Genomic DNA, 21,010 nt, shown 5'->3' with positions numbered 1-21,010 from the left:
GCGGCGAAGCGCATTGTGTGTGCTGGCAATGCCGCAGGACGAGGAAAACTCTGCTGTGCCAGCTATCGCGGCAAAATAGCCGTGCTTAGATAGGCGTACCCGCTATGGAGTCGACGGATGTTTGAGTTTTTGGCCGATCCTACTGTTTGGCTTGCCTTTGGAACCCTGACGATCATGGAGATCGTGCTCGGCATCGACAATATTGTTTTCATCTCGGTCCTCGTGTCGCGCCTTCCGCGCGAGCAGGCCGAGTTCGCCAGAAAGCTCGGCATTGGCCTGGCGCTGGCCTTCCGCATCGTCCTGCTGCTGCTGATCAGCTGGATCATCAGCCTCAACCAGACCGTGCTGTCGGTTGCCGGATTTGATCTCTCCTGGAAAGACATCATCCTGATCGCCGGTGGCGTGTTCCTCGTCTACAAGGCCACGCATGAAATGCACGCGGCCATCGAGGAGCCGCACGAGCTGGACCTCGCCGAAAAGGCCAAGGCAACGCTGCAGGCCATTATTATCCAGATCGTCGTCATCGACATGGTCTTCTCGATCGATTCGATCATCACCGCCGTCGGCATGGTGCCGACCACGCTCGAATACACCGCGCGCATCTCGATCATGGTGGCGGCCGTTCTCGTCGCCGTCGGCGTGATGTTTATCGCGTCCGGCCCCATCGCCAAGTTCGTTGCGGACCACCCGACCACCAAGATGCTGGCGCTGGCATTCCTGCTTCTGATCGGGGTGACACTGGTCGCCGATGGCCTCGGTTTCCACATTCCCAAGGGCTACATTTACTCCGCCATGGCCTTTTCGGTGCTGGTCGAGGCTGTCAACATCTTCGCAAAACAGCGTAGACTGGGCGGCAAGGCGAGGGGGCCTGTCGCTCCCTTCACCGGCGCTGCCGGATCGGTGACTGCCACTGCCGGCGTTGCTGCGGTTAAAAAGCCCAGCACCAAGTCCACCCCAACGGCGCGGGCGCAATCGCGACCAAAATCTGCGCCCCGCAAACCGAAGGCTCCCAAATGACCAAGGCTATTGTCGTCAACCGCACCGGCGGTCCTGAAGTTCTAACCGTCGAGGATCGGCCGCTGGCCAGTCCCGGCCCAGGACATGTCGCTGTGCGTCAGACGGCAATTGGCCTCAATTTCATCGACACCTATCAGCGCTCGGGCCTTTATCCGGTGCCGACCCCCTTCGTTGCCGGCAACGAAGGGGCAGGGGTGATCACCGCCCTGGGCGAGGGCGTGACCGACTTCAAGATTGGTGACCGTGTCGCCTATCAGGGCCAGCTCGGCGCCTACGCCACAGAACGGCTGCTAAACGCCAGCGGCCTTGTCACTATCCCCGACGGCATCGAGGACCGCACGGCTGCGGCCATCATGCTCAAGGGCCTGACGGCGTTCTATCTGCTGTTCAAGACCTGGGAAGTGGCCAAGGGCCAGACCATCCTGTGGCACGCCGCCGCTGGCGGTACCGGCCTGATCGCGACGCAGTGGGCCAAGGCCCTCGGCGCCACCGTGATTGGTACCGCAGGCAGCGCCGACAAGGTGGCCATGGCGCTAACGCATGGCTGCGATCACGTCATCAATTACAACACCGAAGATTTCGCTACCCGCGTTCGCGAACTGACCGACGGCAAGGGCGTCGATGTCGTCTATGACGGGGTCGGCAAGTCGACCTTTGAAAAGTCACTTGATTGCCTGCGCCCGCGCGGCCTGATGGTCAGCTTCGGCAATGCTTCGGGCGTTGTCAGCGTCCCGGACATCACCGTGCTGGCGCGCAAAGGCTCGCTTTACGTGACCCGGCCGACCAGCGTGCATTACTTTGCCAAGCGCGAAGAATTGGTCGAGGGTGCCAGGCACCTGTTCGAGGCGGTCAAATCCGGCGCCATCAAGGTGGAAATCGGTCGAACATTCCCGCTCGATCAGGCCGCAGACGCCCATCGCGCGCTCGAAGGCCGTGAAACCACCGGTTCGGTGATCCTCGTCCCGTAAGGAAGTCGCGCGCCGCACTGGACAGCTTCGCGCTCTGCCGCTAAACGCTCAGATAACGGGTAGGTGGCAGAGCGGTTGATTGCTCCGGTCTTGAAAACCGGCGAACGTGAAAGCGTTCCGGGGGTTCGAATCCCTCCCTACCCGCCATTGCTCCTTTTGCTTGGTTTTTGAACAGGTTGGCGATGCGTTCGCCGACTTCGTCATGCCTTAAGAATGAAAACCCGCTTGCGAGCGGGTTTTGTTGATTTGCGACGCTGCGGCATCAGAGCTTCAGTCCGGGTTGGACCGAATGAATGGCGCGGTTGGCGGCAACTCGTCTTCGCCCGCACGGCGGTTGTCAGCTCGCTCGTAGTCGGACACCGCATGAACCCGGCCATCTTCGCCGATCTCGGTCAGCGGCACGTCAACCTCGTCGACCTCGAACGTGGTGACGACCAAGACCACGTCTTCCGTAGTGTCATCAATAACGCCGACGTCTTCGACACGGGCACCGGGAACCGCATGCTGGCGGCCGGTCTGTGAATTTGGCAGCACCGCCTCAAGACGCTGTAGTGTCTCGCCGACGCGCTCGGCGACATAGACGTCAAAGCCATGGTCTGGCGCACTGGTTTCGTATTCATGGAGTTCATCGACAGTGATACCCGCTTCAGCGGCGAAGTGATCTGGGTCCACTCCCAAAGAAATCCGGCGGTTGTGGTCGCCCTTGGGCTGCCGGCGGCTAGGATCTTCGTAAGTCATGACGGGTCTCCATTTTCTATGAAAACCGCCTGGCGAACAAAAGGTTCAACCGATTCATGCGCCATGCTTCAATTTATGCGCGGCATACCCTGTCGATGCTTGAAGGCGGTCACGAATGGGGCTTCAGGCGGTCCAGCCGTAGACGGTGACGGTCATCTGTCAGTCGGAGAATGGCCAGCCAGACAGCGATGACGATGCTGGCGATGGCCGCGCCGCTGAGCAGGAACATCAGAAAAATCTGCGACTGTGCGGCGGTCAGCGGATCCTGACCGGCAAGGATTTGCCCGCTCATGATACCGGGCAGGGTGATGATGCCGGCGCCTGCCATCTGGTTGATGACCGGGATGGTGCCAGCGTGAATGGCCTTGCGCAACATGGGCCGCATGGCCTCGTTGCGGGTGCGGCCCAGCGCCAGTTGCGCCTCAATGCCGTTGCGGGCCGATGAAATGCCATCGAGCAGGGCATTGAGCGCAACGCTGGTGGCACTCATGGCGGTGCCAAGCACGATGCCCGCGATGGGAATAACAACGCGTGGCGCCGTCCAATCCGACGTTGATGCGAGCGTCGAGAGCGCGAATCCTGCGACAAGGATTGTCGCCGTGCTGACTGCCACCCCGCTGAGGGCAAAATGCCAGCCGCCGCTCAGCCGCCATTTCTGACGCGCGCCAACTTCATAAGAGGCGGCCGTCAGCATGGCGATCAGCAGCGCCAGTGTCAGCCACGGGCTACCACTCTCGAAGATGAACCGCAGCACCAGCCCCACCAGCAGCAGTTGGACCACCATGCGCACGCCGGAAATCAGCAACTGCCGATGGATACTAAGGCTCAGCAGCAGCGACAGCCCGGCGCTCGCAACGATCAGTCCGCTGGCCAGCAGCAGTTCCGTGGTGCTGAAGATCAGGCTGTTCATGGCCTTTGCCCCAGCGAGAGGGTAGCGCTGGCTAGCCGAGCGACCTGCTCGGGGTTGTGGGAGACAAGGATGATCGCCATTCCCGACGCCATCAGGTCGCGCACCAGTGCTTCCACAAGTAATGTGCCAGCCGTATCGAGCGCGGAGGTCGGCTCGTCGAGCAGCAAGACCTGCGGCCGCTGCTCGATTGCGCGCAGCAGGGCAACGCGCTGCCGCTCGCCAGTCGAGAGGCGCTCCGGTGCGGCGCTCCCTAGGTCGGTCGGCAGGCCAAGGGAGGTCGTACATCGGACGAGCGTTGCGAGATCAGCGAAGTGTTCAGCCACAGTCGTCGCCCACCAGCCGGGCTCCGAGGACACATAACGCACATGCTTGCGCCATTGAGGGGACGGCATTGCGTTGGCCAAAACGCCATCCAGGCTGCACTCGCCCTGATGCGGGATCAGGTCCGCAATCATGCGCAATATCAGGCTCTTGCCGCTACCCGATGGCCCGACAACCGCCAGGCATTGTCCGCCTTCGACCACGAGGTCGATGGGCCCGATATCAAGGCATTGTAGCGCGGTAGCCGTTAGTCGATTGCTCATGCACCCTCCGGCCTCAGCCATCACATTGACCGCCCAGTGTAGCAAGATGTAGTGTTTACTACAGAGTTTTGAGGTGTGGTTTTGGCCGGTATCGACGCGTTTTCGGCAAGACTGCAGGCCCGCATGGCAGAACTGCCAACGACCATGCGGCGCATTGCCATCTATTTCGATCACAACCGCGCCGAGGTGATGTCGCGCTCGGCAAACGAGCTGGCCCACGCCGCCAGAACGTCAGACGCGACCATCATCCGCACCGCCAAGGCACTGGGGTATTCGGGCCTGCCGCAGCTCAAGCGCACACTCGCCGACCTCATGACGGAAACCTCGCCGGCCGAAGGCTTCAGCCAAACCGCCAAAGCATCCAATGCCGATGCGCGCCGCGCCGCCGTTCAGATCCTCGCTTTGCAGAAGCGCCAGATCGATGAGTTGGACAGCGATGCGCAGCTTGAAAATCTGATGGCGGTGGCGACGAAATTACACGCTGCCAGGCGCATCGTGCTGTTCGGTATCGGCCCGACTGCGCATATCGTGGGATATCTGTCGCATCTGCTCGCCCGGCATGGGCGGGAAACCGCTCTCCTCGATACGGCTGGCAGTGCCTTGGCTGACCAACTGCTGGGCCTCCGCCAAGGCGACACCGTACTCGCCTTTTCCTATGGCCGGACCTATCCCGAAGTCGAGGCCGTGATGAATGAGGCCGCTGTCGTCGGCGTGCCGATCATCCTCGTCACGGACAAGGCATCGGCACGAAAAGCGCGAAACATGGAAATGGTTGTCGAAGTGCCTCGCGGCGAAGCCCGCGGGATGGCACTGCATGGCAGCACGATGGTGTGGGGCGAGACACTGGTCGTGGCACTGTCGCTTATGGATGCGCCAGCGGCAACTGCGTCGCTCAATCGCCTGTCTCGGCTTAGAAAGACCTTGGCCTCCAACTGAACCGGATGGCCGCAGCGCTTGCCTTACAGGGATGTGTCGGGGTATTGGGCTGTTTCACGTCGGCTGGGTTCCGGTCGATGCGCCACCAATGCAGAGGAAGTCTCGTGAGCCGCAAAGAATTTGACGCGTCGCGTATGCGCCGGATGAAGCGGATCGCAGCGCGCCACAACCTGACGATCCTGACCGCAGAGAAAATCAAGGTGCAGGGCGGCAAAGGCGGGCATGCTCTCCGCGATGCTGACTTCAAGGTAATTTACGGGAATGTGCCTCAGCCGTTCTCGGCCACGATCGACGAAATCGAATCCTATCTCGATAAACTCGAGGCGGGGGAAGAGTAAGCGCGCCTGACCTAAGTGGCAATCGCCCTATCGCGGCCGCTGAGTCGATTTCCATTATTTATTCCGTAACAGGAATCGTCGCACACTCTCTCCATTGGCTAACTTTGGAGGCGCGTTATTGTGTTCACTCTGATCAACGCCGACGCTGAAGACGACGACGCCGAAATCACCGATCCCCAAGAAATCGCAGAGCTTTTTGCTGCCATTGCAGCGGTCGCCATCGAGGCGATCGGTGTCGGGCAAGCCAGAGAGCTGTTCGACGCTGTGGTCGACCAGGACGGCAAAGAACCCAACTGACCGGACAATTTCCGTCCCGGCAGGTCAATTCCGGCCGATACGCCTTATACAGTATCGGTAGCGATGAACGGTCTTACGAGCGAGGCAGAGTTCCTCTTGGCATATGGACCGGGTTGACTGTTCCGGGCGGGTCCGACAGGACGAGCCCATGTTTCAGCCAAGGAGGCTGCACCATGGCTGGTTCTACCCAACCAAGAGCACTGCCCACGCCGGCCATCGTTCCACTGGGCGATAGTGCTATCGTCGTGCGCTTTGAAACGAGTCTGACCGACGCTGCCAACAAGGCCGCGATAGCCTTTGCAGCGGCGCTTGATAGCGCCGGTATTACAGGCGTTTTGGAAGTGGCCCCGAGCCTCGTCTCTGTGTTGCTGCGCTATGATCCGATCACAAGCTCTTATGCTGCGATCGCGGGTGAACTGCGTCTGTTGCTTTCCGGGCCGCAGGTAGAACTACCTCCGCCCGCGAACTGGACGATACCTGTTGCGTTCACCGGCCCAGATCTTGACGAGGTTGCTGCATTGCTCGGCAAGAGTAGCGATAGTTTTATTGAGGCGCACAACGCTAGTCCGTTGCGGGCTCTGGCCACCGGTTTCGCACCGGGATTCGTCTACCTCGGCTTGCATCCGCAGGAGCTGGTTGTGCCACGGCGTCAAACCGTGCGGACAGCCGTTCCCGCCGGCAGCGTGTTGTTTGCGGCAGGGCAGACAGCTATCACCGCAACGGAAATGCCCACCGGCTGGCACGTGATCGGGCATACCGACTTCAGCAATTTCGATCCCCTGCGCGACCCGCCAACACGTTTGAGCGCAGGCGATGCGGTGTCTTTCTCGGTGAAACCATGACAGCGACACTGACGATCAAGCGCGCTGGACCGCTGACCAGTATTCAGGATGACGGTCGCTTCGGCATGCTCCGCTACGGCATCGGCGCCTCTGGACCAATGGATCGGGCTGGGTTTGCCGAAGCTGGGAATTTGGCAGGCAATGGTTATGGCGCGATCGAATTTACGGCAGCAGGCTTGGAGATAACCGTCACGGCCGGATCGCCTGCAGTTGGTTTCGCTGGCGGTGCGTTTCGTGTCAGCGTGAATGGCAAGGCGAAGATCTGGCCTGGAGCGGCAAAGCTCAGAACCGGCGACGTGCTGGCCATAACGCCGGGACCTTCAGGAAATTACGGCTATCTGCGGTTTGACGGCGATGTAGTGGCGACGCCTATGATGGGGAGCATAGCCACGAGCAGCCGCGCCGGTATAGGCGGACTCGGCGGGCAATCATTGCGGGCCGGGGACGTCATCAACCTCAACGCCAAGAAACCCCAAGGGTCTGCGCACACCACAGCAAACAGCAGCGCTGAAGTCGGTCCGATCCGAGTGACCTGGGGCCTGCACGCCGATCTATTTTCGAACGACACGCGGCTACGATTCATTGAGGGTAGCTTTATAGTCTCGCCAAGACTGGACCGAATGGGCGTCCGGCTTGACGACAAAACCGGCGTCTTTGCCGATGCCAAAATCCTGTCGCTGGTGTCGGACGCCATTGTTCCCGGCGATATCCAGATCCTGGGCGATGGCACGCCAATAGTGTTGATGCGCGACCATCAGCCGACTGGCGGCTATCCGCGGATCGCCACGGTTATTTCTGCCGATCTCGATCGTTTCGCTCAGCTTCGGCCGGGCGCTGCCGTTGCCTTTGTGCCGGTTACCGTCGATCATGCGCAGCGATTGTTGCGGGGGCTGCGGACATGACATCCATTGATCTCAATGCCGACCTTGGCGAAGGCATGGGGACCGATGAGGATTTGCTCGAGATTGTCTCCAGTGCCTCGATTGCCTGCGGTGGACATGCCGGCGATGCGGCAACCATTCGGCATATCCTCAAGGTGTGTAAGGCGCGGGGCGTTCGGGCTGGCGCGCATCCTGGCTATGTCGATCCGGCCCGGTTCGGGCGCTTTCGGCTGGTCATGCCGCTGGATAAACTTTTGGGGCAAATCCGCAGCCAGATGTTCCTCGTGCGCTTCATTGCCGACGAGGTTGGCGTGCCGCTGGCCTATGTCAAACTGCACGGCGCATTGGCCAATCAGACCGCTGAGGAACTGGCTTTCGCGATTGGCATTTTCGCAACGGTGCAGGCCATGGATGGCCAGATGGCGGTGCTGGCGCTCGATAACAGCGAACAGGTTCGGGCCGCCAAGGCCGTTGGCATGCCGCTGATCCGCGAGGCGTATGCTGACCGCGCCTATACGGCAGAGGGGCTGCTAGTGCCCAGGACGCAGGAGGGGGCCGTTATCCACGACGCCGAACTGGTCATCGAGCGCTGCCTGCGGCTGGCAAAGGACGGCGAGATCGTCGCTATTGATGGAACTGTGCTGAAGTCAGACGCCCGCTCGATCTGTGTACACGGCGATACACCCGGTGCGGTCGAACTGGCGCGCGATGTCCGCGATGCGCTTGAGGGCGAGGGTGTCACCATCGGCGCGGGCGAACCCGAAGTTGAACAGACTGAAGCCTAGAACTTACCCTGGGCCTCTCGAATGGGAGAGGTGAGATTGGCGGAATGCCTTGGGTCGAAAAGCCCAGGGTAGGGGATATCGGTCCGAGGACCGAAACTCAGATCGCCAGATATTCGTGGCGAAGCTCTGTGTTATCGAGCACGTCTTTGGCGGTGCCGGAAAAGGCCACTTCGCCCGTGTCGAGGATGACGGCGCGATCGGCCAGCTTCAGCGCGGCGACCGCGTTCTGCTCGACGATGATGGTGGTGATGCCGAGCGGCTTGATCGAGTGGAGAATGCGCTCGATCTCATGCACGATGACCGGTGCCAGCCCCTCATAGGGCTCGTCCAGCAGGAGGAGCTTGAGGTCTCGGGCCAGCGCCCGGGCAATCGCCAGCATCTGCTGCTCGCCGCCGGAAAGCGTCACGCCCTCCTGCTTGCGCCGCTCGGCAAGGCGCGGAAAGCTCTGATAGATCTGCTCAAGGCTCCAGCCATTGCCCGGCGCGACTTTGGCCAGAGCGATGTTTTCCTCGACCGTGAGGCCAGCAATGATGCGCCGATCTTCCGGCACCAGCTGGATGCCGGCGCGTGCCGCCTCGAACGACTTCATCTGATGGATGGGTTTCCCGTCCAGCCAGATTTCGCCTTGCCGCAATTGCGGATCATCGGTGCGAGCGATGGTGCGCAGCGTCGAGGTCTTGCCGGCGCCATTGCGCCCGAGCAGCGCAAGGATTTCGCCCTGTCGCACATCCAACGACACGCCCTGCACGATGTAGCTTTCGCCGTAATAGGCATGCATGTCGCGGATCGAGAAGAACGGGCGGGTGGTCTCAACCGACGCGGCGTGGCTGGTGCTGAGGATTTGGGTTTCCATGGCAATAGCACTCATTCGTGTGCCCCTCCGAGATAGGCTTCCTGCACTTTGGAATTGCCGCGCACCTGATCGGGAGTGCCGTCGGCAATGATCCGGCCCTGCGCCAGCACCGAAATCTTGTCGGCCAGCGAGAACACCACATGCATGTCGTGCTCGATGATCACCTTGGTCATGCCGCGACTTTTGATCTTCTTGAGCAGCTCGATCGTGGTGTTGGTGTCGTGCCGGCTCATGCCCGCGGTGGGCTCATCGAGCAGCAGCAGACGCGGATGCTGGATCAGGCACATGGCGAGTTCCATGCGGCGTTTGTCCCCGCGGCTGAGACTGCCCGCCGCCATTTCCCGACGACCGAGCATGCCGACATCCTCCAGCATGGCCTCTGCCTCCTGGCGGATGCTCGTTTCGCTTTCGAGGGCCTTCAGCATGTTGAGCTTGAATGCCCCGTCGCGCTTGGCGAAGGCGGGGATCATGACATTGTGCAGCACGCTAAGATCGGCAAAAATCTCGGGCGTCTGGAACACGCGTGCAATGCCGAGCTGGTTGATCTGATAGGGCTTGCGACCGGTCAGGATCGTTCCGTCAAACACCACCTGGCCACTGGTCGGCGCCAGCTTGCCAATGATGACGTTGAGCAGCGTGGATTTACCGGCCCCGTTCGGGCCGATAATCGCGTGGGTCTGGCCTTCTTCGACCTGAAGGTCGATGTCGGCGAGGGCGTGCAGGCCGCCGAAGCGCTTGTGGACGTCGGCAACGTGCAGGACGACATTGGGTGTGGTCATGGCTGTGTCGTCCTATTCGGCAGGTTGTGGTTGCGGCTCGGCCTTGTCGGGCGTCGTCGGCGATTTCTTAGAGCGATCAAACATCTGCGCGATGCGGCGCACGCCTTCCATGATGCCACCGGGCAAGAAGACCACGATCAGGACGAACACCAGGCCGAGGGTGAGGAACCAGCCCTCGCCGACGAACTTGCTCGAGACGGTGACAAACACGCTGTCGACGCCATCGGGCAGGAAGTCCCAGAACCGACGCAGTATGCCGTCATTGATGGCCGAGAAAATGTTCTCGAAATACTTGATCAGCCAGGCGCCAATCACCGGACCGACCAGCGTGCCGGCACCACCCAGAATCGTCATCAGAACGACTTCGCCCGACGCCGTCCACTGCATGCGCTCCGCGCCTGCCAGTGGGTCGGTGATGGCCAGCAAGGCGCCGGCGAGACCGGCATACATGCCGGAGATGACGAAGGCGGCGAGGGTGTAGGGCTTGGTGTTGAAGCCTGTGTAGTGCATGCGCGTCTGGTTGGACTTGATGCCCTTGAGCATCATGCCGAAGGGCGAGCCGGCAATGCGCTGGGCGAGGAAGAATGCCAAGATCAGGAACACGGCGCAGAAGTAGAAGCCGGTGAACCCGTTGAGCGCCTGGCCGAACAGCGTCGGAATCGGCTGGCCGGGTTCGACATTCATCATCTGGTCTAGATAACGCGGATCGTTGCGCGTCACCTGCAAGCCGGTTTCACCATTGGTGATCGGCGTCAGCACCGAATAAGCAAGGTTATAGCTCATCTGCGCAAAGGCGAGCGTGAGGATAGAGAAGTAGATGCCGGACCGGCGCAGGCACACAAAGCCGATGATCAGCGCGAAGACGCCCGATATGGCGACCGCGAAGAGCATGGCCGGGATAGCGTCGAGGCTGAGTAGCTTGAGCGACCAGACGGCAGCATAGGAGCCGACGCCAAAGAACGCCGCATGGCCAAAGCTGAGATAGCCCGTCAGGCCAAACAGGATGTTGAAGCCAACTGCGAAAATGCCAAAGATCATGAAGCGTTGCAGCAGGTCGGGATAGGCCGCCCCGAAGGGCTGTAGCCAGATCGGCATGGCCAGCACGACAAGTGCGAAGCCAAGCAGAAGCAGAAGGTCGTTGCGAGACATAGCAAGCATCTCAGGCCTCCATCACGCCACGGCGACCAAACAGGCCACGTGGACGAACCAACAAAATGATGACGGCGACGAGATAGATGATGATCTGGTCGATGCCGGGAACGAGCGCTTTCACCTGCGTCATGGAGGCAAAGGACTGGAGGACTCCGAGCAGGAACCCAGCCGCGACGGCGCCGGGCAGGGAGCCCATGCCGCCCACCACGACCACCACAAAGCTGAGCACTAGGAAGTCCATGCCGATGTGATAGTTCGGCGGCAGGATGGGCGTGTACATCACCCCAGCCAGCCCCGCGACGACAGCGGCGAGGCCGAACATGATGGTGAAGCGGCGATCGATATTGATGCCGAGCAGACCCACGGTTTCGCGGTCGGCCATGCCGGCGCGAACCACCATGCCGAACGTCGTGAATTGCAGGAATGCGAACACGCCACCAATGATCGCTCCGGCGAACAGGAAATAGATCAGGCGCCAGATCGGGTAGGTGATGATGTTGGCCTGCATGCCCAACCACGCGCCGATATCGGCGGCGCCGCGCAGATCGGTCGGCATCGGCTGTGGGATAGGATTGGGCCCAAAGACCGACTTGATCACTTCCTGCGCTACAATAGCCAGACCGAAAGTCACAAGGATTTGCTCGGCATGCGGGCGTTTGTAAAAGTGTTTGATGATGCCGCGTTCAAGCGCAATGCCGACCAGCAGCATGATCGGAATGGTGATGATGATCGAGGCGGGAACCGAGTAATTGACCAGCACCGCGCCGAAATCGCCGAACCAGGCTTGCACCAGCGGTTCGCGCACTTCGAGCGGTGTACCCCAAGGCGACAGTTTGGTCGGGTCGAGTGTGACGGTTTCCATGGTCAGGAACTGGCGGAACAATACCGCACAGAATGCTCCCAGCATGAACAGCGCGCCGTGGGCAAAATTGACCACGCCAAGGGTGCCGAAAACCAGGGTCAAACCCAAGGCGATCAGCGCATAGGCCGCGCCCTTATCCAGCCCGTTGAGAAATTGCAGAAAGATGACTTCGAACATAGGTGGCTCCGGTTCCTGACCTCTCCCTGTGGGGGAGAGGTCGGCGCGCAGCGACGGGTGAGGGGGCCTATCAGCACCACACCCTCTAAAGGCCCCCTCACCCGACCCAAGAGGGTCGACCTCTCCCCCAAAGGGAGAGGTGAAGAAGCGGCCCGCTCAAGTGCCTCAAGGCACGATCAGCACATGGGTGCGGGTTCTGCGGGGCCGAGGTCGCCGCCAAAGATCGCTGGATCGTAGGCGACCAGTTCGCGATCAACGTTCTGCACCACGTTCAGCACGTCATATTCGCTGGACGGGTTTTCGTTGCCCTGAACGACCAGCACGTCCTTGATGCACTGGTGATCCTCGGCGCGATACAGCGTTGCGCCATTGCCCATGCCGTCGAATTCGTGGCCTTCCAGCGCCTTGATGACTTCAGGCGGATAGAAGGTGCCAGCGCGTTCCACGGCATCTGCGTAGAGCAGTGCCTGGACATAGGCGGTGTGCGCGGCCTGCGATGGCGGGCTACCATAGGCGGCGCCGAACGACTTGGTGAAGGCGATGGTGCCGGGGTCCTGCAGGTTCCAGTGCCAGTTCGAGGTGCCGAAGATGCCCTTGACGTTTTCGCCGGCGCCCTTGGCCATCAGTTCGGAGATCAGTGGCGTGACGATCTGGAAATCCTTGCCGTTGGCCTGGCGGTCGCGCATGCCGAACTGCACGGCCTGAGTCAGCGAGTTGACCATGTCGGTGCCGTAGTGGTTGAGGATCAGAACGTCCGCACCAGAGTTCAGGATTGGCGTCAGATACTGGCTGAAATCGGCCGCGCCGAGTGGCGTGCGGACGGCTTCAACGGTCTGCCAACCGAGTGCTTCGGTGGCGTTCTTGATCGACTCTTCCTGCGTCCAGCCCCAAGTGTAGTCTGCGGTGAGGTGATAGGCGCGGCGGTCGTTGCCATATTCCTTGCCAAGCACGGGCGCGAGGCCCACGCCAGACTGGTAGGCGTTGAAGAAGTGGCGGAAACCGTAGCGACGCTTGTCCTTGCCGGTGGTGTCGTTGGAGTGGGTGAGGCCCGCCATGAAGATGACGCCCATTTCCTGGCAGAGGCTCTGCACGGCAATGGCTTCGGCCGAGGATGAGCCGCCCGTCACCATGATGGCGCCATCGCGCTCGATCATGCGGGTCGCGCCAGCGCGGGCCACGTCGGCCTTGGTCTGGCTGTCGGAGGTTACGAAAACCACTTTCTTGCCCAGCACGCCATTGCCCTTGAGGGCCGTCGGCTGCAGCATGTTGATCAGCCCGCCATCACCTTCACCATTGAGGTGCTTTACGGCGAGTTCGTAGGCCTTCTGCTCGTCAGCGCCTTCTTCGGCATAAGCGCCGGTCAGGGGCAGGTTGAGGCCAAAGGTTACGGTGTCGCCGGTTGGGTTGTTGCAGAACTCCTGCGCCCAAGCGCCCTTGGTGAAAATGAGTGGTGCTACGCCCGTACCGATAATGCCGGCCATGCCAGTCTGCAGGACCCTGCGACGGGACAAGCCACGCTTCAAAAGTGTCATTGATTCCTCCTGTGGCGCGGGGCGACTGATACTTAGCCAGCAGCTCACCGCAGGGGGATTATGACCTTTGGTAGAAAACGAGGGCAATAGAGCGTTGTAATCAAAGGAAAATTCTGTAAATTGTTGTTCTGAGGTGTCGTTACAATAGTCAATGAATTGACGGATGCGGCGCTGGGGGAGGGTCACAGCATGCGCGCGCCCATCGGCTTTCGCATCAGCAACAGGCGGAAATCGCTGCGAATTTCACAGGCGGCGCTGGCCCGCATGGTGGGTATTTCGCCGAGCTATCTCAACCTGATCGAGAACAACAAACGCGATATCGGCGGCGCGCTGCTGAACCGTGTTGCGGCCCAACTCGAAATCGATATCGACGAACTGGCCGGCCTAACCGAACAGAAACTGCTGCAGGATCTCGAAGAAGCCTTCGCCGACCCCATGGTTGAGTCGCTACCGTTTAGGTCCGATGAGCGGCGGGAACTGGTGGCGCAATATCCAGCGAGCGCCACGGCCCTGGCGCGCATGCACCGCGCCTATGCCGGAGCGGTTGCCAATGCTGATGCCTATGCCGACCGGTTACGCTCCGACCCACTGCTGTCGCAACTGCTGCACCAGGTCCTTTCCGGAATCACGGCCGTCCGCTCCAGCGCTGAAATCCTTGAGGACGTGCCTGATCTCGATGACGCCGAACGGCGGCAGTTTCTGGCGGCGATTGGGCGTGAAGCCCGCACTTTATCTGACGTTGCCCGCAATCTGATCGGCCAGTTCGAGACCTCAAACGAAACCCGCCGCAGCGGCTCGCCGGCCCGCGAAATCGACGACCTGATCATCGACCAGCAGAACCATTTTCCCGCACTGGAAACCGCCGCCGACGCCCTGCGCGCCGAGATTGATCGGGCCGGGGGCTTCAGCATCGCCACGCTGGGTGAGTTGCTGGACAGCAAGTTCGGCGTCAGCGTGGTGATCGGCGGCAAGCCAGCAGATGCCGGTTTCCCCGGGCCATATCGCTTCGACCCGTCTCGCCGCAGCATGTGGTTTCAAGGCTCGGCAACGCTGGCCACCCGCCAGTTCCAGCTGGCGCGTCTCTACGGCGAACTGGCCGCATCTGACGCCATCAAGGGCACACTCAACAAAGCGTCGCTCTCCACGCCAACCGCACAACGCCTCGCATCGAGAGCACTCGGCTCCTATCTCGCCGGCGCCATCGTCTTCCCATATGCGCGCATGCTGGCCGATGCCGAGGCCTCCGCGTATGACATTGATCACCTCCGGCAGATGTATCACGCCAGCTTTGAGCAGGTGGCCCATCGGCTGGTGACGCTGCGCCGATCGGGCGAGGAAGGAATTCCTTTCGGATTCCTCCGTTCCGATCCCGCAGGGCGCCTTACCAAGCACTTTCCGTTGCCCGGCCTGCTGCTGCCCAATAGTGGCCACGCCTGTCCGCTCTGGGCCATTTATGGCGCGTTCCGCACGCCGGAAACGGTGCAACGACAGGTGGTCCGGTTTTCGGATGGCTCCCGTTACCTGTTTCTGGCCCGCACGGTTCAGCGCCGCGCCGGATCGTTTCGCGAACAGCCGGTGCTCTCCTCGGTCATGCTGGCCTGCGACGCGCTCCACGCCGACCGCACGGTTTACGGCTCCGGGCTCGATCTGTCCGACGTCTCTGCCGACATTCCCGTCGGTCCAAGCTGTCGCCTCTGTACGAGGCGCGCCTGCGCCAGCCGACAGGAAGAGGCGCTGTCGCCAGGCGAATCCAGTGCTGAAGTGCGAGCGCCTTTGCTCCCCGACGATTTCGGCCTTGGCGATCGGAGCTGATTGCGATTTAGTGTTGAGATCTGCGGACGGGAGACCGCGGGTGCCAAAGGGGGGAAATTGGCAATCGACATACTCATCGCCGAGGATGAGCCCAGCATTCTCGAATCGCTGGATTTTATTCTTAGACGCGCCGGCTGGACCATCAGCGCGGTCACCGATGGCGACGCCGCGCTGGAGGCTGTGCGACGCCTGAAGCCACGCGTCCTCGTACTCGACGTCATGCTGCCCAAGCGCAGTGGCTTTGAGGTGCTCAAACTCATTCGCGCCAGCGCCGACACGCGCTCATTGCCGGTGCTGATCCTGACCGCAAAGGGCCAGCAGCAGGACCGGCGCATCGCCGAGGAGTTCGGCGCCGATATTTTCGTCACCAAGCCATATGCCAACGCCGACGTTGTCGGCGCGGTACGGCAACTGATGGCTGGCCATGCCGGAGCTGCGTAGACTCAAGGGTGGCATGTTGCTGCTGACGGTGCTCGGCGCGCTGCTCATGATGCCACCGCTGGTCTACGTTTTCGATCAGCCTATCTTCCACTTCGGCATCCCGCAGATCGTGTTTTACCTGTTCGTGCTGTGGCTGCTGCTAATCATCGGCACGGCTTTGCTCGCGCGCGCCTTACCAAATGATGACTCCACCGATTCCGGTGACGGTGACCGCTGATGCTGTCGGCCGACTTCGTCATCGCCACCGCTGTCGGCTATGTCGGCCTGCTGTTTGTGCTCGCCTATCTCGGCGACCGCCGGGCGCGCAGCAACAAGAAGTCGTTCCTCCACTCGCCAGCGGTCTATACGCTGTCCATCTCGGTCTATTGCACCAGTTGGACCTTCTATGGCGCCGTCGGCAATGCCGCGCGCAGTGGCCTTGAATTCCTCACCATCTACCTCGGCCCGACGCTGGTTTTCGTCGGCTGGTGGTTCTTGCTGCGCCGCCTGGTTCGGATCAGTCATAATCAGCGCATCACCTCGGTCGCCGACCTGTTGTCGTCGCGTTTCGGAAAATCGAGCCGCCTTGCCGTGCTGATCACCTGCATCGCCGTCATCGGCATCGCGCCCTATATCGCGCTGCAGCTCAAGGCGGTGACGTCTTCCATCCAGGCCGTCGCCGGTTCGTCCGAATTCGGGCAGGGGAGCCTCAAGGGGATCGACGATGTGGGCCTCGCCTTCGGCGTGGCCGCCGGCATGGCACTGTTCACCATTCTCTTTGGCACGCGCCACGTCGATGCCAAGGAGCAGCACCATGGCGTCGTAGCCGCCATCGCCTTTGAAGCCGTTGTCAAACTCGCGGCGCTTTTGGCCGTGGGCATTTTCGTCGTCTTCGTCGGTGGCGGCTTTGAGAACATCTTTAGCCGCGCCGCCGAAGCGGGCATCACCGTCGACTCCGAGAACACCTTCGACGCCCGCTGGCTGACCACGATGGCGCTTTCCGTCGCCGCCATCGTCTGCCTGCCGCGCCAGTTTCAGGTGACGGTGGTCGAAAATTCCAACGAGAACTACCTCAAGGTCGCCAGCTGGGCCTTCCCCGCCTACATGCTGCTGATGAGCCTTTTCATCCTGCCCATAGCAGTGTTCGGGTTGACCACCATGCCCGCAGGCTCAAACCCCGACATGTTCGCGCTGACCCTGCCCATGGCCTTCGGTCAGGACGCCTTGGCGTTGTTTGCTTTTATCGGCGGCTTTTCGTCGGCGACTTCAATGATCATCCTTGAGTCCATCGCGCTCTCGATCATGGTGTCCAACCACATAGTCATGCCGCTGGTGCTGCGCTTCAGTTCCGCCGGCACCGGAGACGGGCAGGGCGTCACCAGCATGGTGCTGATGGCCCGGCGCTTCTCCATCGTACTCATCCTGTCGCTCGGCTTTTTCTATTTTTTCTTCACGCGCGATTCCAACGCGCTGGCGCCCATTGGCCTGATTTCCTTCACCGCAATCGCCCAGTTTTTCCCGGCCGTAATCGCCGCCCTGTTTTGGCGCGAGGCCTCGCTCAAGGCAGCGACAGCCGCGATTGCAGCCGGTTTCGTGTTTTGGGTCTGGTGCAGCTTCCTACCGTCGTTCGAGTCCGTCTCGCCCCATGTTGCCTGGCTACTGCAGCACGGCCCGTGGGGCATTTCATGGCTTCGGCCCGAAGCCATGTTTGGTCTTGATGGCATGGACCAACTCGCCCACGCTGCGTTCTGGAGCCTCTCGGTCAACATCCTCATTCTGACCGTCGGCTCGCTGCTGACCTCCCAATCCGCGCTGGAGCGCATTCAGGCCAGCGTTTTCGTCGACGTGTTCCGGCGCGGTCAGGTGACGCGCGGCAATTTTGTGCTCGGTTCGGCCACAGCCAACGACCTCTATTTCGTGGCCGAACGTGTCCTCGGCGAGCGCCGCGCCGCCGCAGTCTTTGCCGCTGAAGCCTATGATGCGGGCGTCGATCCGGACATGCTTGAGCCATCGCAGGACTTCATAGGACGCCTCGAGCGCGAACTGGCGGGTTCCATCGGCGCCGCGTCGGCGCACGTCATGCTGTCAAAGGTCGTGTCCGGTAGCGATGTGTCGCTCGAGGAAATGATGCAGATGGCCGACGAGACGCAGCAGGTCATCGAATACTCCCAGCAGCTGGAAAAGACCTCGGCCGAACTGCGCTCAACTGCCCAGCAGCTTGAAGACGCCAATGCGCAATTGCGCGAGCTCGATAGCCAGAAGGACGAGTTCCTCAGCCAGGTCAGCCATGAGGTGCGCACACCCATGACCTCGATCCGCTCGTTCTCCGAGATATTGCTCGAAACCGGTGATCTACCCGACGGCCAGCGGCGCCATTTCGTTTCGACAATCCATCAGGAAAGCCTGCGCCTCACCAAGCTGCTCGACGAGATTTTGGATCTTTCGGCTCTGGAGCGCGGTGAACGCAGTTGGGAAAACCTGCCCGTCGACCCCGAGGCCGCGCTAGACCGCGCTCTCACCGTCTGCGAAGCGCTATTGCGCCAACGCGGCGTCGTGCTGCGGCGGGGCCAGCGGGCAGCGCCATCTATCGTCGAGGGCGACGCCGACCGCCTGTGTCAGGTGTTCATCAACGTCATTTCCAACGCTATCAAATACAACGACTCCGACACGCCGGTTCTGGCCGTCACCTCGTCGATCAGGGCCGGGAAATACATCGTCGAAATCGCCGACAATGGCCCCGGCATTGCGAGGCAAGAGCGCAAGCTGATCTTTGAAAAGTTCTCACGCGGCCAGCGCGCCGTCGGCGACCAGAGCGGGGCAGGGCTAGGCCTTGCCATCTCCCGGCAGATCGTGACTCGGATGAATGGTTCGCTCGACCTTGTGCAGGGTTCGCTGCCCGGCGCGTGCTTCCGGATCAGACTGGCGCTGCGCCGCTAGTCGGTGCCTTGATCGGGGATGTTGAGCAGGTGCCCGCAGGCCTTACAGTGCACTGCGTCCGGTTCGTGCTTTTGCAAGCCGCATTGCGGGCAGGGGAAATGCACCTTGGCCGGACGGAAGATCGACTGCGCTAGTCGCACGAACAGCGAAATGCCCACGATCATGATGACAATGGACGCCAGCTTGCCCCAGGTGCCGGGCAGGGTGATGTCGCCAAAGCCGGTCGTCGTCACCGTCGCCACGGTGAAATAGAGCGCATCGACATAGCTGGCGATCTCGTCGTGTCCTCGATTGGCGAAGGCGGTGTAGACAAAGCCTGTAACGACGAACAGGAACACCAGCAGGTTGATCACCGCCTGCACTGGTTCCTGATAGACCCCCAGGCCATGCTTGCGCAGCGGCCGCCAGAACGTGCTGCCGCGCGTCATCGTCCACAGCCGCAAAATACGCAAGAAGCCCAGATTGATCAGCCAGGTCGGAGCCAGCAGCGTCGCCAGAATGAAGACGTCGATGATCACCGGCAACTGTCGCAACCAGCGCCAGATATCGGTTGAGGCCAAAGCGCGCGCGATGAAGTCGAAGGCCAGAAGCGCCGCGATGGAGTAGTCGATCCACAAGAACGATGGATTGTCGCGCAGCAGCGGTGTGGCGATGAAGAAAACGATGATCGCCAGATCAACGACCAGCACCGCGAACTGGAAGCGCTGCGCGCCGGGCGCCTGGCTGTGATAAAGCAGCCGCAGTTTCCAGCGCAGCTTTTGAAATCCGCTCATCTCTGGCTCTGCGACGTTGTCCGCCGGCTTGTCTTTCTTAGCGCTCATAACCAGATGCCTTGTCAGCCCGAAAATGCGGGCGCAAAAGAACTCTTCCCGTTCGGGACAAGACAATCAAGGTACATTGCTATGACGATCTCCGCTTACGACATGACCGTGCCGATCTTCACCCGCATGCTGAACAATCTTCTGGCGATCATGGACAAGGCGGAGGCCAATGCGGCGGAGCGCAACTTCGACACGCGGGTGCTGTCGAACACCCGGCTTGCCCCTGACATGATCCCATTCCGTGGTCAGGTGATGATCGCCACCGACCATGTGAAGGGCTGCGTTTCGCGCCTGTCCGGCAAGGACATCCCATCCTGGCCAGATACCGAAGAAAGCTTCGACGAACTGCGCGCCCGCATCCGCAAGGCACTGGATCTGCTTGCAGCGGCAAAGCCGGAAGAGCTGGCTGGTGGCGAGGATCGCGAGATCACCCTCAAGCTGGGCGGCAAGGACGTGCAGATGTCTGGCCTCGCCTATCTGACCGAGCGGGCACTGCCGAACTTCTTTTTCCACATCACCACGGCCTACGCCATTCTGCGCCACAGCGGCGTTCCAGTGGGCAAGCGCGACTATATCGGCTGATCGCTAGGGGGTGGTTTGCCCGGTGTCTCTCTCGCCGGGGCTACCCTCCATCGTGCTCAACGATTCTGCTGAGCTTGGACCCTCGGCGCAACTCGCTGCACCATTGACGCGGAACGCGCTGAGCAACCCCGCCTGGAAGCGCGCATAGCGGAAATCAAGGCTCAGGGGCAGACGCTCGGGCGCATCGCGCCGATAGAGCACGGACTGACCGCCAGAAGCCACGCCGATCTCACAGCGTTTTGTGAGGTCGGCACAGTTCCGTCCGCTGGCACAAAGCTGCAGAGCGCCTTCATAGAGCATCACCCGCGTACTTCGCGGTTGCACGATGAAATCGAACTTGGTGCCGCGCACCGCAATCGCTGCCGTTGGCGTATTGATCGAATAGGCGGACTTGGCGCTATTGCCGCTGACGAAGCGGAAGGTGCCACCCAGCGCATCGATAGCCAGCTTTTGCGCCCGATTGTTGCTCGCGAGCAGATAGGTTTCGATGCGCAGCGCGCTGCCGGGGCCGACAACTAGCCGCGTCTGATCAGCGAATACGATCTGAACCGTGCCCGATGAGCCCGTGACAATCGTCTCGCCGACCGAAACGTCCGAGCCTGCCTGTAGGATTCTATCCTTGGAAGTGACCCGGGCGACCGCATCCGGGTTCACCCCGACGGCCTTGCCCTCATTTGCCGCAAACGCGTTCGGCACGCAGATCATTAAAAACAACGCCAGTAGCGGAGTAAAAAACAACTGTTTCATTGTGCCCTACGTTTCTGAAAACGCGCTTTGGTTGCCCAAC

23 protein-coding genes and 1 tRNA gene are annotated in these 21,010 nt (G+C 61.1%); 14 read left to right on the top strand and 10 right to left on the bottom strand.

Going from position 1 to position 21,010, the window contains the following annotated elements:
- Positions 1-117 precede the first annotated feature (117 nt).
- From ABIE28_RS07795 to ABIE28_RS07785, 3 genes are all read left to right on the top strand, one after another.
- On the top strand, positions 118-1,017 hold the full coding sequence (locus ABIE28_RS07795) for a TerC family protein (RefSeq protein WP_354061669.1): 900 nt from the start codon (positions 118-120) through the stop codon (positions 1,015-1,017).
- On the top strand, positions 1,014-1,985 hold the full coding sequence (locus tag ABIE28_RS07790; RefSeq protein ID WP_354061667.1) for a quinone oxidoreductase family protein: 972 nt from the start codon (positions 1,014-1,016) through the stop codon (positions 1,983-1,985). The genes ABIE28_RS07795 and ABIE28_RS07790 overlap by 4 nt, the downstream gene beginning before the upstream one ends.
- A 57-nt stretch (positions 1,986-2,042) precedes the next feature.
- A tRNA-Ser gene (locus ABIE28_RS07785) sits at positions 2,043-2,132 on the top strand.
- A 123-nt stretch (positions 2,133-2,255) separates the two neighbouring features.
- Here the strand turns inward: ABIE28_RS07785 and ABIE28_RS07780 are convergent.
- The 3 genes from ABIE28_RS07780 to ABIE28_RS07770 all read right to left on the bottom strand — a co-directional run bounded on the left by ABIE28_RS07780 (position 2,256) and on the right by ABIE28_RS07770 (position 4,217).
- A complete protein-coding gene (locus ABIE28_RS07780; RefSeq protein ID WP_354061665.1) occupies positions 2,256-2,723 on the bottom strand; it encodes a hypothetical protein in 468 nt (155 codons plus the stop codon).
- A 109-nt stretch (positions 2,724-2,832) separates the two neighbouring features.
- Positions 2,833-3,633 carry an ABC transporter permease gene (locus ABIE28_RS07775; RefSeq protein ID WP_354061663.1) on the bottom strand — a complete coding sequence of 267 codons (801 nt, stop codon included), beginning with the start codon at positions 3,631-3,633 and terminating at the stop codon, positions 2,833-2,835.
- Entirely contained in the window at positions 3,630-4,217 is a 588-nt protein-coding gene (locus tag ABIE28_RS07770; protein WP_354061661.1) for an ABC transporter ATP-binding protein, read from the bottom strand. Before ABIE28_RS07770 ends, ABIE28_RS07775 begins: the two co-directional genes overlap by 4 nt.
- A gap of 75 nt (positions 4,218-4,292) precedes the next feature.
- Between ABIE28_RS07770 and ABIE28_RS07765 the strand changes: the two genes are divergently transcribed.
- From ABIE28_RS07765 to ABIE28_RS07740, 6 genes are all read left to right on the top strand, one after another.
- On the top strand, positions 4,293-5,153 hold the full coding sequence (locus tag ABIE28_RS07765; protein WP_354061659.1) for a MurR/RpiR family transcriptional regulator: 861 nt from the start codon (positions 4,293-4,295) through the stop codon (positions 5,151-5,153).
- Between the two features lie 104 nt (positions 5,154-5,257).
- The gene (locus ABIE28_RS07760; RefSeq protein ID WP_354061657.1) at positions 5,258-5,491 is read left to right on the top strand and encodes a hypothetical protein; all 234 of its coding nucleotides are present in this window, start codon (positions 5,258-5,260) and stop codon (positions 5,489-5,491) included.
- Between the two features lie 120 nt (positions 5,492-5,611).
- Positions 5,612-5,788, top strand: coding sequence for a hypothetical protein (locus ABIE28_RS07755; RefSeq protein ID WP_354061655.1), 177 nt, complete (start codon positions 5,612-5,614; stop codon positions 5,786-5,788).
- 173 nt (positions 5,789-5,961) lie between these two features.
- Complete coding sequence (locus tag ABIE28_RS07750) at positions 5,962-6,630, top strand: 5-oxoprolinase subunit B family protein (protein ID WP_354061653.1); 669 nt, start codon at positions 5,962-5,964, stop codon at positions 6,628-6,630.
- 65 nt (positions 6,631-6,695) lie between these two features.
- Positions 6,696-7,532 (top strand): 5-oxoprolinase subunit C family protein, encoded by an 837-nt coding sequence (locus ABIE28_RS07745; RefSeq protein WP_354061651.1) that lies wholly within the window; start codon positions 6,696-6,698, stop codon positions 7,530-7,532.
- Positions 7,529-8,296, top strand: coding sequence for a 5-oxoprolinase subunit PxpA (locus ABIE28_RS07740; protein ID WP_354061649.1), 768 nt, complete (start codon positions 7,529-7,531; stop codon positions 8,294-8,296). The genes ABIE28_RS07745 and ABIE28_RS07740 overlap by 4 nt, the downstream gene beginning before the upstream one ends.
- A gap of 97 nt (positions 8,297-8,393) precedes the next feature.
- On the opposite strand, the gene ABIE28_RS07735 is transcribed toward ABIE28_RS07740, so the two are convergent.
- The 5 genes from ABIE28_RS07735 to ABIE28_RS07715 form a co-directional block, all read right to left on the bottom strand.
- On the bottom strand, positions 8,394-9,149 hold the full coding sequence (locus ABIE28_RS07735) for an ABC transporter ATP-binding protein (protein WP_354066424.1): 756 nt from the start codon (positions 9,147-9,149) through the stop codon (positions 8,394-8,396).
- 11 nt (positions 9,150-9,160) lie between these two features.
- Positions 9,161-9,928: an ABC transporter ATP-binding protein gene (locus ABIE28_RS07730; RefSeq protein WP_354061647.1), complete on the bottom strand. Its 768-nt coding sequence runs from the start codon at positions 9,926-9,928 to the stop codon at positions 9,161-9,163.
- Positions 9,929-9,940: 12 nt separating this feature from the next.
- Positions 9,941-11,086 (bottom strand): branched-chain amino acid ABC transporter permease, encoded by a 1,146-nt coding sequence (locus ABIE28_RS07725; protein WP_354061645.1) that lies wholly within the window; start codon positions 11,084-11,086, stop codon positions 9,941-9,943.
- 1 nt (position 11,087) lies between these two features.
- Positions 11,088-12,119: a branched-chain amino acid ABC transporter permease gene (locus tag ABIE28_RS07720; protein ID WP_354061643.1), complete on the bottom strand. Its 1,032-nt coding sequence runs from the start codon at positions 12,117-12,119 to the stop codon at positions 11,088-11,090.
- A 176-nt stretch (positions 12,120-12,295) separates the two neighbouring features.
- Positions 12,296-13,651: a substrate-binding protein gene (locus tag ABIE28_RS07715; protein WP_354061641.1), complete on the bottom strand. Its 1,356-nt coding sequence runs from the start codon at positions 13,649-13,651 to the stop codon at positions 12,296-12,298.
- A 189-nt stretch (positions 13,652-13,840) separates the two neighbouring features.
- On the opposite strand from ABIE28_RS07715, the gene ABIE28_RS07710 reads away from it, so the two are divergent.
- From ABIE28_RS07710 to ABIE28_RS07695, 4 genes are read left to right on the top strand one after another with little or no spacing between them, the layout of a single operon-like run.
- Complete coding sequence (locus ABIE28_RS07710; protein WP_354061640.1) at positions 13,841-15,463, top strand: helix-turn-helix domain-containing protein; 1,623 nt, start codon at positions 13,841-13,843, stop codon at positions 15,461-15,463.
- Positions 15,464-15,520: 57 nt separating this feature from the next.
- Complete coding sequence (locus ABIE28_RS07705; protein WP_354061639.1) at positions 15,521-15,904, top strand: response regulator transcription factor; 384 nt, start codon at positions 15,521-15,523, stop codon at positions 15,902-15,904.
- 13 nt (positions 15,905-15,917) lie between these two features.
- Positions 15,918-16,121 carry a hypothetical protein gene (locus ABIE28_RS07700; protein WP_354061637.1) on the top strand — a complete coding sequence of 68 codons (204 nt, stop codon included), beginning with the start codon at positions 15,918-15,920 and terminating at the stop codon, positions 16,119-16,121.
- The gene (locus ABIE28_RS07695; protein ID WP_354061635.1) at positions 16,121-18,820 is read left to right on the top strand and encodes an ATP-binding protein; all 2,700 of its coding nucleotides are present in this window, start codon (positions 16,121-16,123) and stop codon (positions 18,818-18,820) included. The genes ABIE28_RS07700 and ABIE28_RS07695 overlap by 1 nt, the downstream gene beginning before the upstream one ends.
- Here the strand turns inward: ABIE28_RS07695 and ABIE28_RS07690 are convergent.
- Complete coding sequence (locus tag ABIE28_RS07690) at positions 18,817-19,641, bottom strand: ion channel (protein WP_502913371.1); 825 nt, start codon at positions 19,639-19,641, stop codon at positions 18,817-18,819. The genes ABIE28_RS07695 and ABIE28_RS07690 overlap by 4 nt on opposite strands.
- 81 nt (positions 19,642-19,722) lie before the next feature.
- Between ABIE28_RS07690 and ABIE28_RS07685 the strand changes: the two genes are divergently transcribed.
- Positions 19,723-20,223, top strand: a complete 501-nt coding sequence (locus ABIE28_RS07685; protein WP_354061633.1) for a DUF1993 domain-containing protein — start codon at positions 19,723-19,725, stop codon at positions 20,221-20,223.
- Between the two features lie 3 nt (positions 20,224-20,226).
- Here the strand turns inward: ABIE28_RS07685 and ABIE28_RS07680 are convergent, their stop codons facing one another.
- Positions 20,227-20,970: a FecR family protein gene (locus ABIE28_RS07680; protein ID WP_354061631.1), complete on the bottom strand. Its 744-nt coding sequence runs from the start codon at positions 20,968-20,970 to the stop codon at positions 20,227-20,229.
- Positions 20,971-21,010 lie beyond the last annotated feature (40 nt).

Source organism: Devosia sp. 2618, from assembly GCF_040546815.1.
GTDB lineage: Bacteria > Pseudomonadota > Alphaproteobacteria > Rhizobiales > Devosiaceae > Devosia.
This window is presented reverse-complemented; position numbering and strand designations above follow the sequence as displayed.

Excerpts from the sequence above, each read along its gene's own strand:
- ABIE28_RS07795 (WP_354061669.1), top strand. The coding sequence starts at position 118 with ATGTTTGAGTTTTTGGCCGATCCTACTGTTTGGCTTGCCTTTGGAACC.
- ABIE28_RS07790 (WP_354061667.1), top strand. The coding sequence starts at position 1,014 with ATGACCAAGGCTATTGTCGTCAACCGCACCGGCGGTCCTGAAGTTCTA.
- ABIE28_RS07780 (WP_354061665.1), bottom strand. The coding sequence starts at position 2,723 with ATGACTTACGAAGATCCTAGCCGCCGGCAGCCCAAGGGCGACCACAAC.
- ABIE28_RS07775 (WP_354061663.1), bottom strand. The coding sequence starts at position 3,633 with ATGAACAGCCTGATCTTCAGCACCACGGAACTGCTGCTGGCCAGCGGA.
- ABIE28_RS07770 (WP_354061661.1), bottom strand. The coding sequence starts at position 4,217 with ATGAGCAATCGACTAACGGCTACCGCGCTACAATGCCTTGATATCGGG.
- ABIE28_RS07750 (WP_354061653.1), top strand. The coding sequence starts at position 5,962 with ATGGCTGGTTCTACCCAACCAAGAGCACTGCCCACGCCGGCCATCGTT.
- ABIE28_RS07745 (WP_354061651.1), top strand. The coding sequence starts at position 6,696 with ATGCTCCGCTACGGCATCGGCGCCTCTGGACCAATGGATCGGGCTGGG.
- ABIE28_RS07740 (WP_354061649.1), top strand. The coding sequence starts at position 7,529 with ATGACATCCATTGATCTCAATGCCGACCTTGGCGAAGGCATGGGGACC.
- ABIE28_RS07735 (WP_354066424.1), bottom strand. The coding sequence starts at position 9,149 with ATGGAAACCCAAATCCTCAGCACCAGCCACGCCGCGTCGGTTGAGACC.
- ABIE28_RS07730 (WP_354061647.1), bottom strand. The coding sequence starts at position 9,928 with ATGACCACACCCAATGTCGTCCTGCACGTTGCCGACGTCCACAAGCGC.
- ABIE28_RS07725 (WP_354061645.1), bottom strand. The coding sequence starts at position 11,086 with ATGCTTGCTATGTCTCGCAACGACCTTCTGCTTCTGCTTGGCTTCGCA.
- ABIE28_RS07720 (WP_354061643.1), bottom strand. The coding sequence starts at position 12,119 with ATGTTCGAAGTCATCTTTCTGCAATTTCTCAACGGGCTGGATAAGGGC.
- ABIE28_RS07715 (WP_354061641.1), bottom strand. The coding sequence starts at position 13,651 with ATGACACTTTTGAAGCGTGGCTTGTCCCGTCGCAGGGTCCTGCAGACT.
- ABIE28_RS07710 (WP_354061640.1), top strand. The coding sequence starts at position 13,841 with ATGCGCGCGCCCATCGGCTTTCGCATCAGCAACAGGCGGAAATCGCTG.
- ABIE28_RS07700 (WP_354061637.1), top strand. The coding sequence starts at position 15,918 with ATGTTGCTGCTGACGGTGCTCGGCGCGCTGCTCATGATGCCACCGCTG.
- ABIE28_RS07695 (WP_354061635.1), top strand. The coding sequence starts at position 16,121 with ATGCTGTCGGCCGACTTCGTCATCGCCACCGCTGTCGGCTATGTCGGC.
- ABIE28_RS07690 (WP_502913371.1), bottom strand. The coding sequence starts at position 19,641 with ATGAGCGCTAAGAAAGACAAGCCGGCGGACAACGTCGCAGAGCCAGAG.
- ABIE28_RS07685 (WP_354061633.1), top strand. The coding sequence starts at position 19,723 with ATGACGATCTCCGCTTACGACATGACCGTGCCGATCTTCACCCGCATG.
- ABIE28_RS07680 (WP_354061631.1), bottom strand. The coding sequence starts at position 20,970 with ATGAAACAGTTGTTTTTTACTCCGCTACTGGCGTTGTTTTTAATGATC.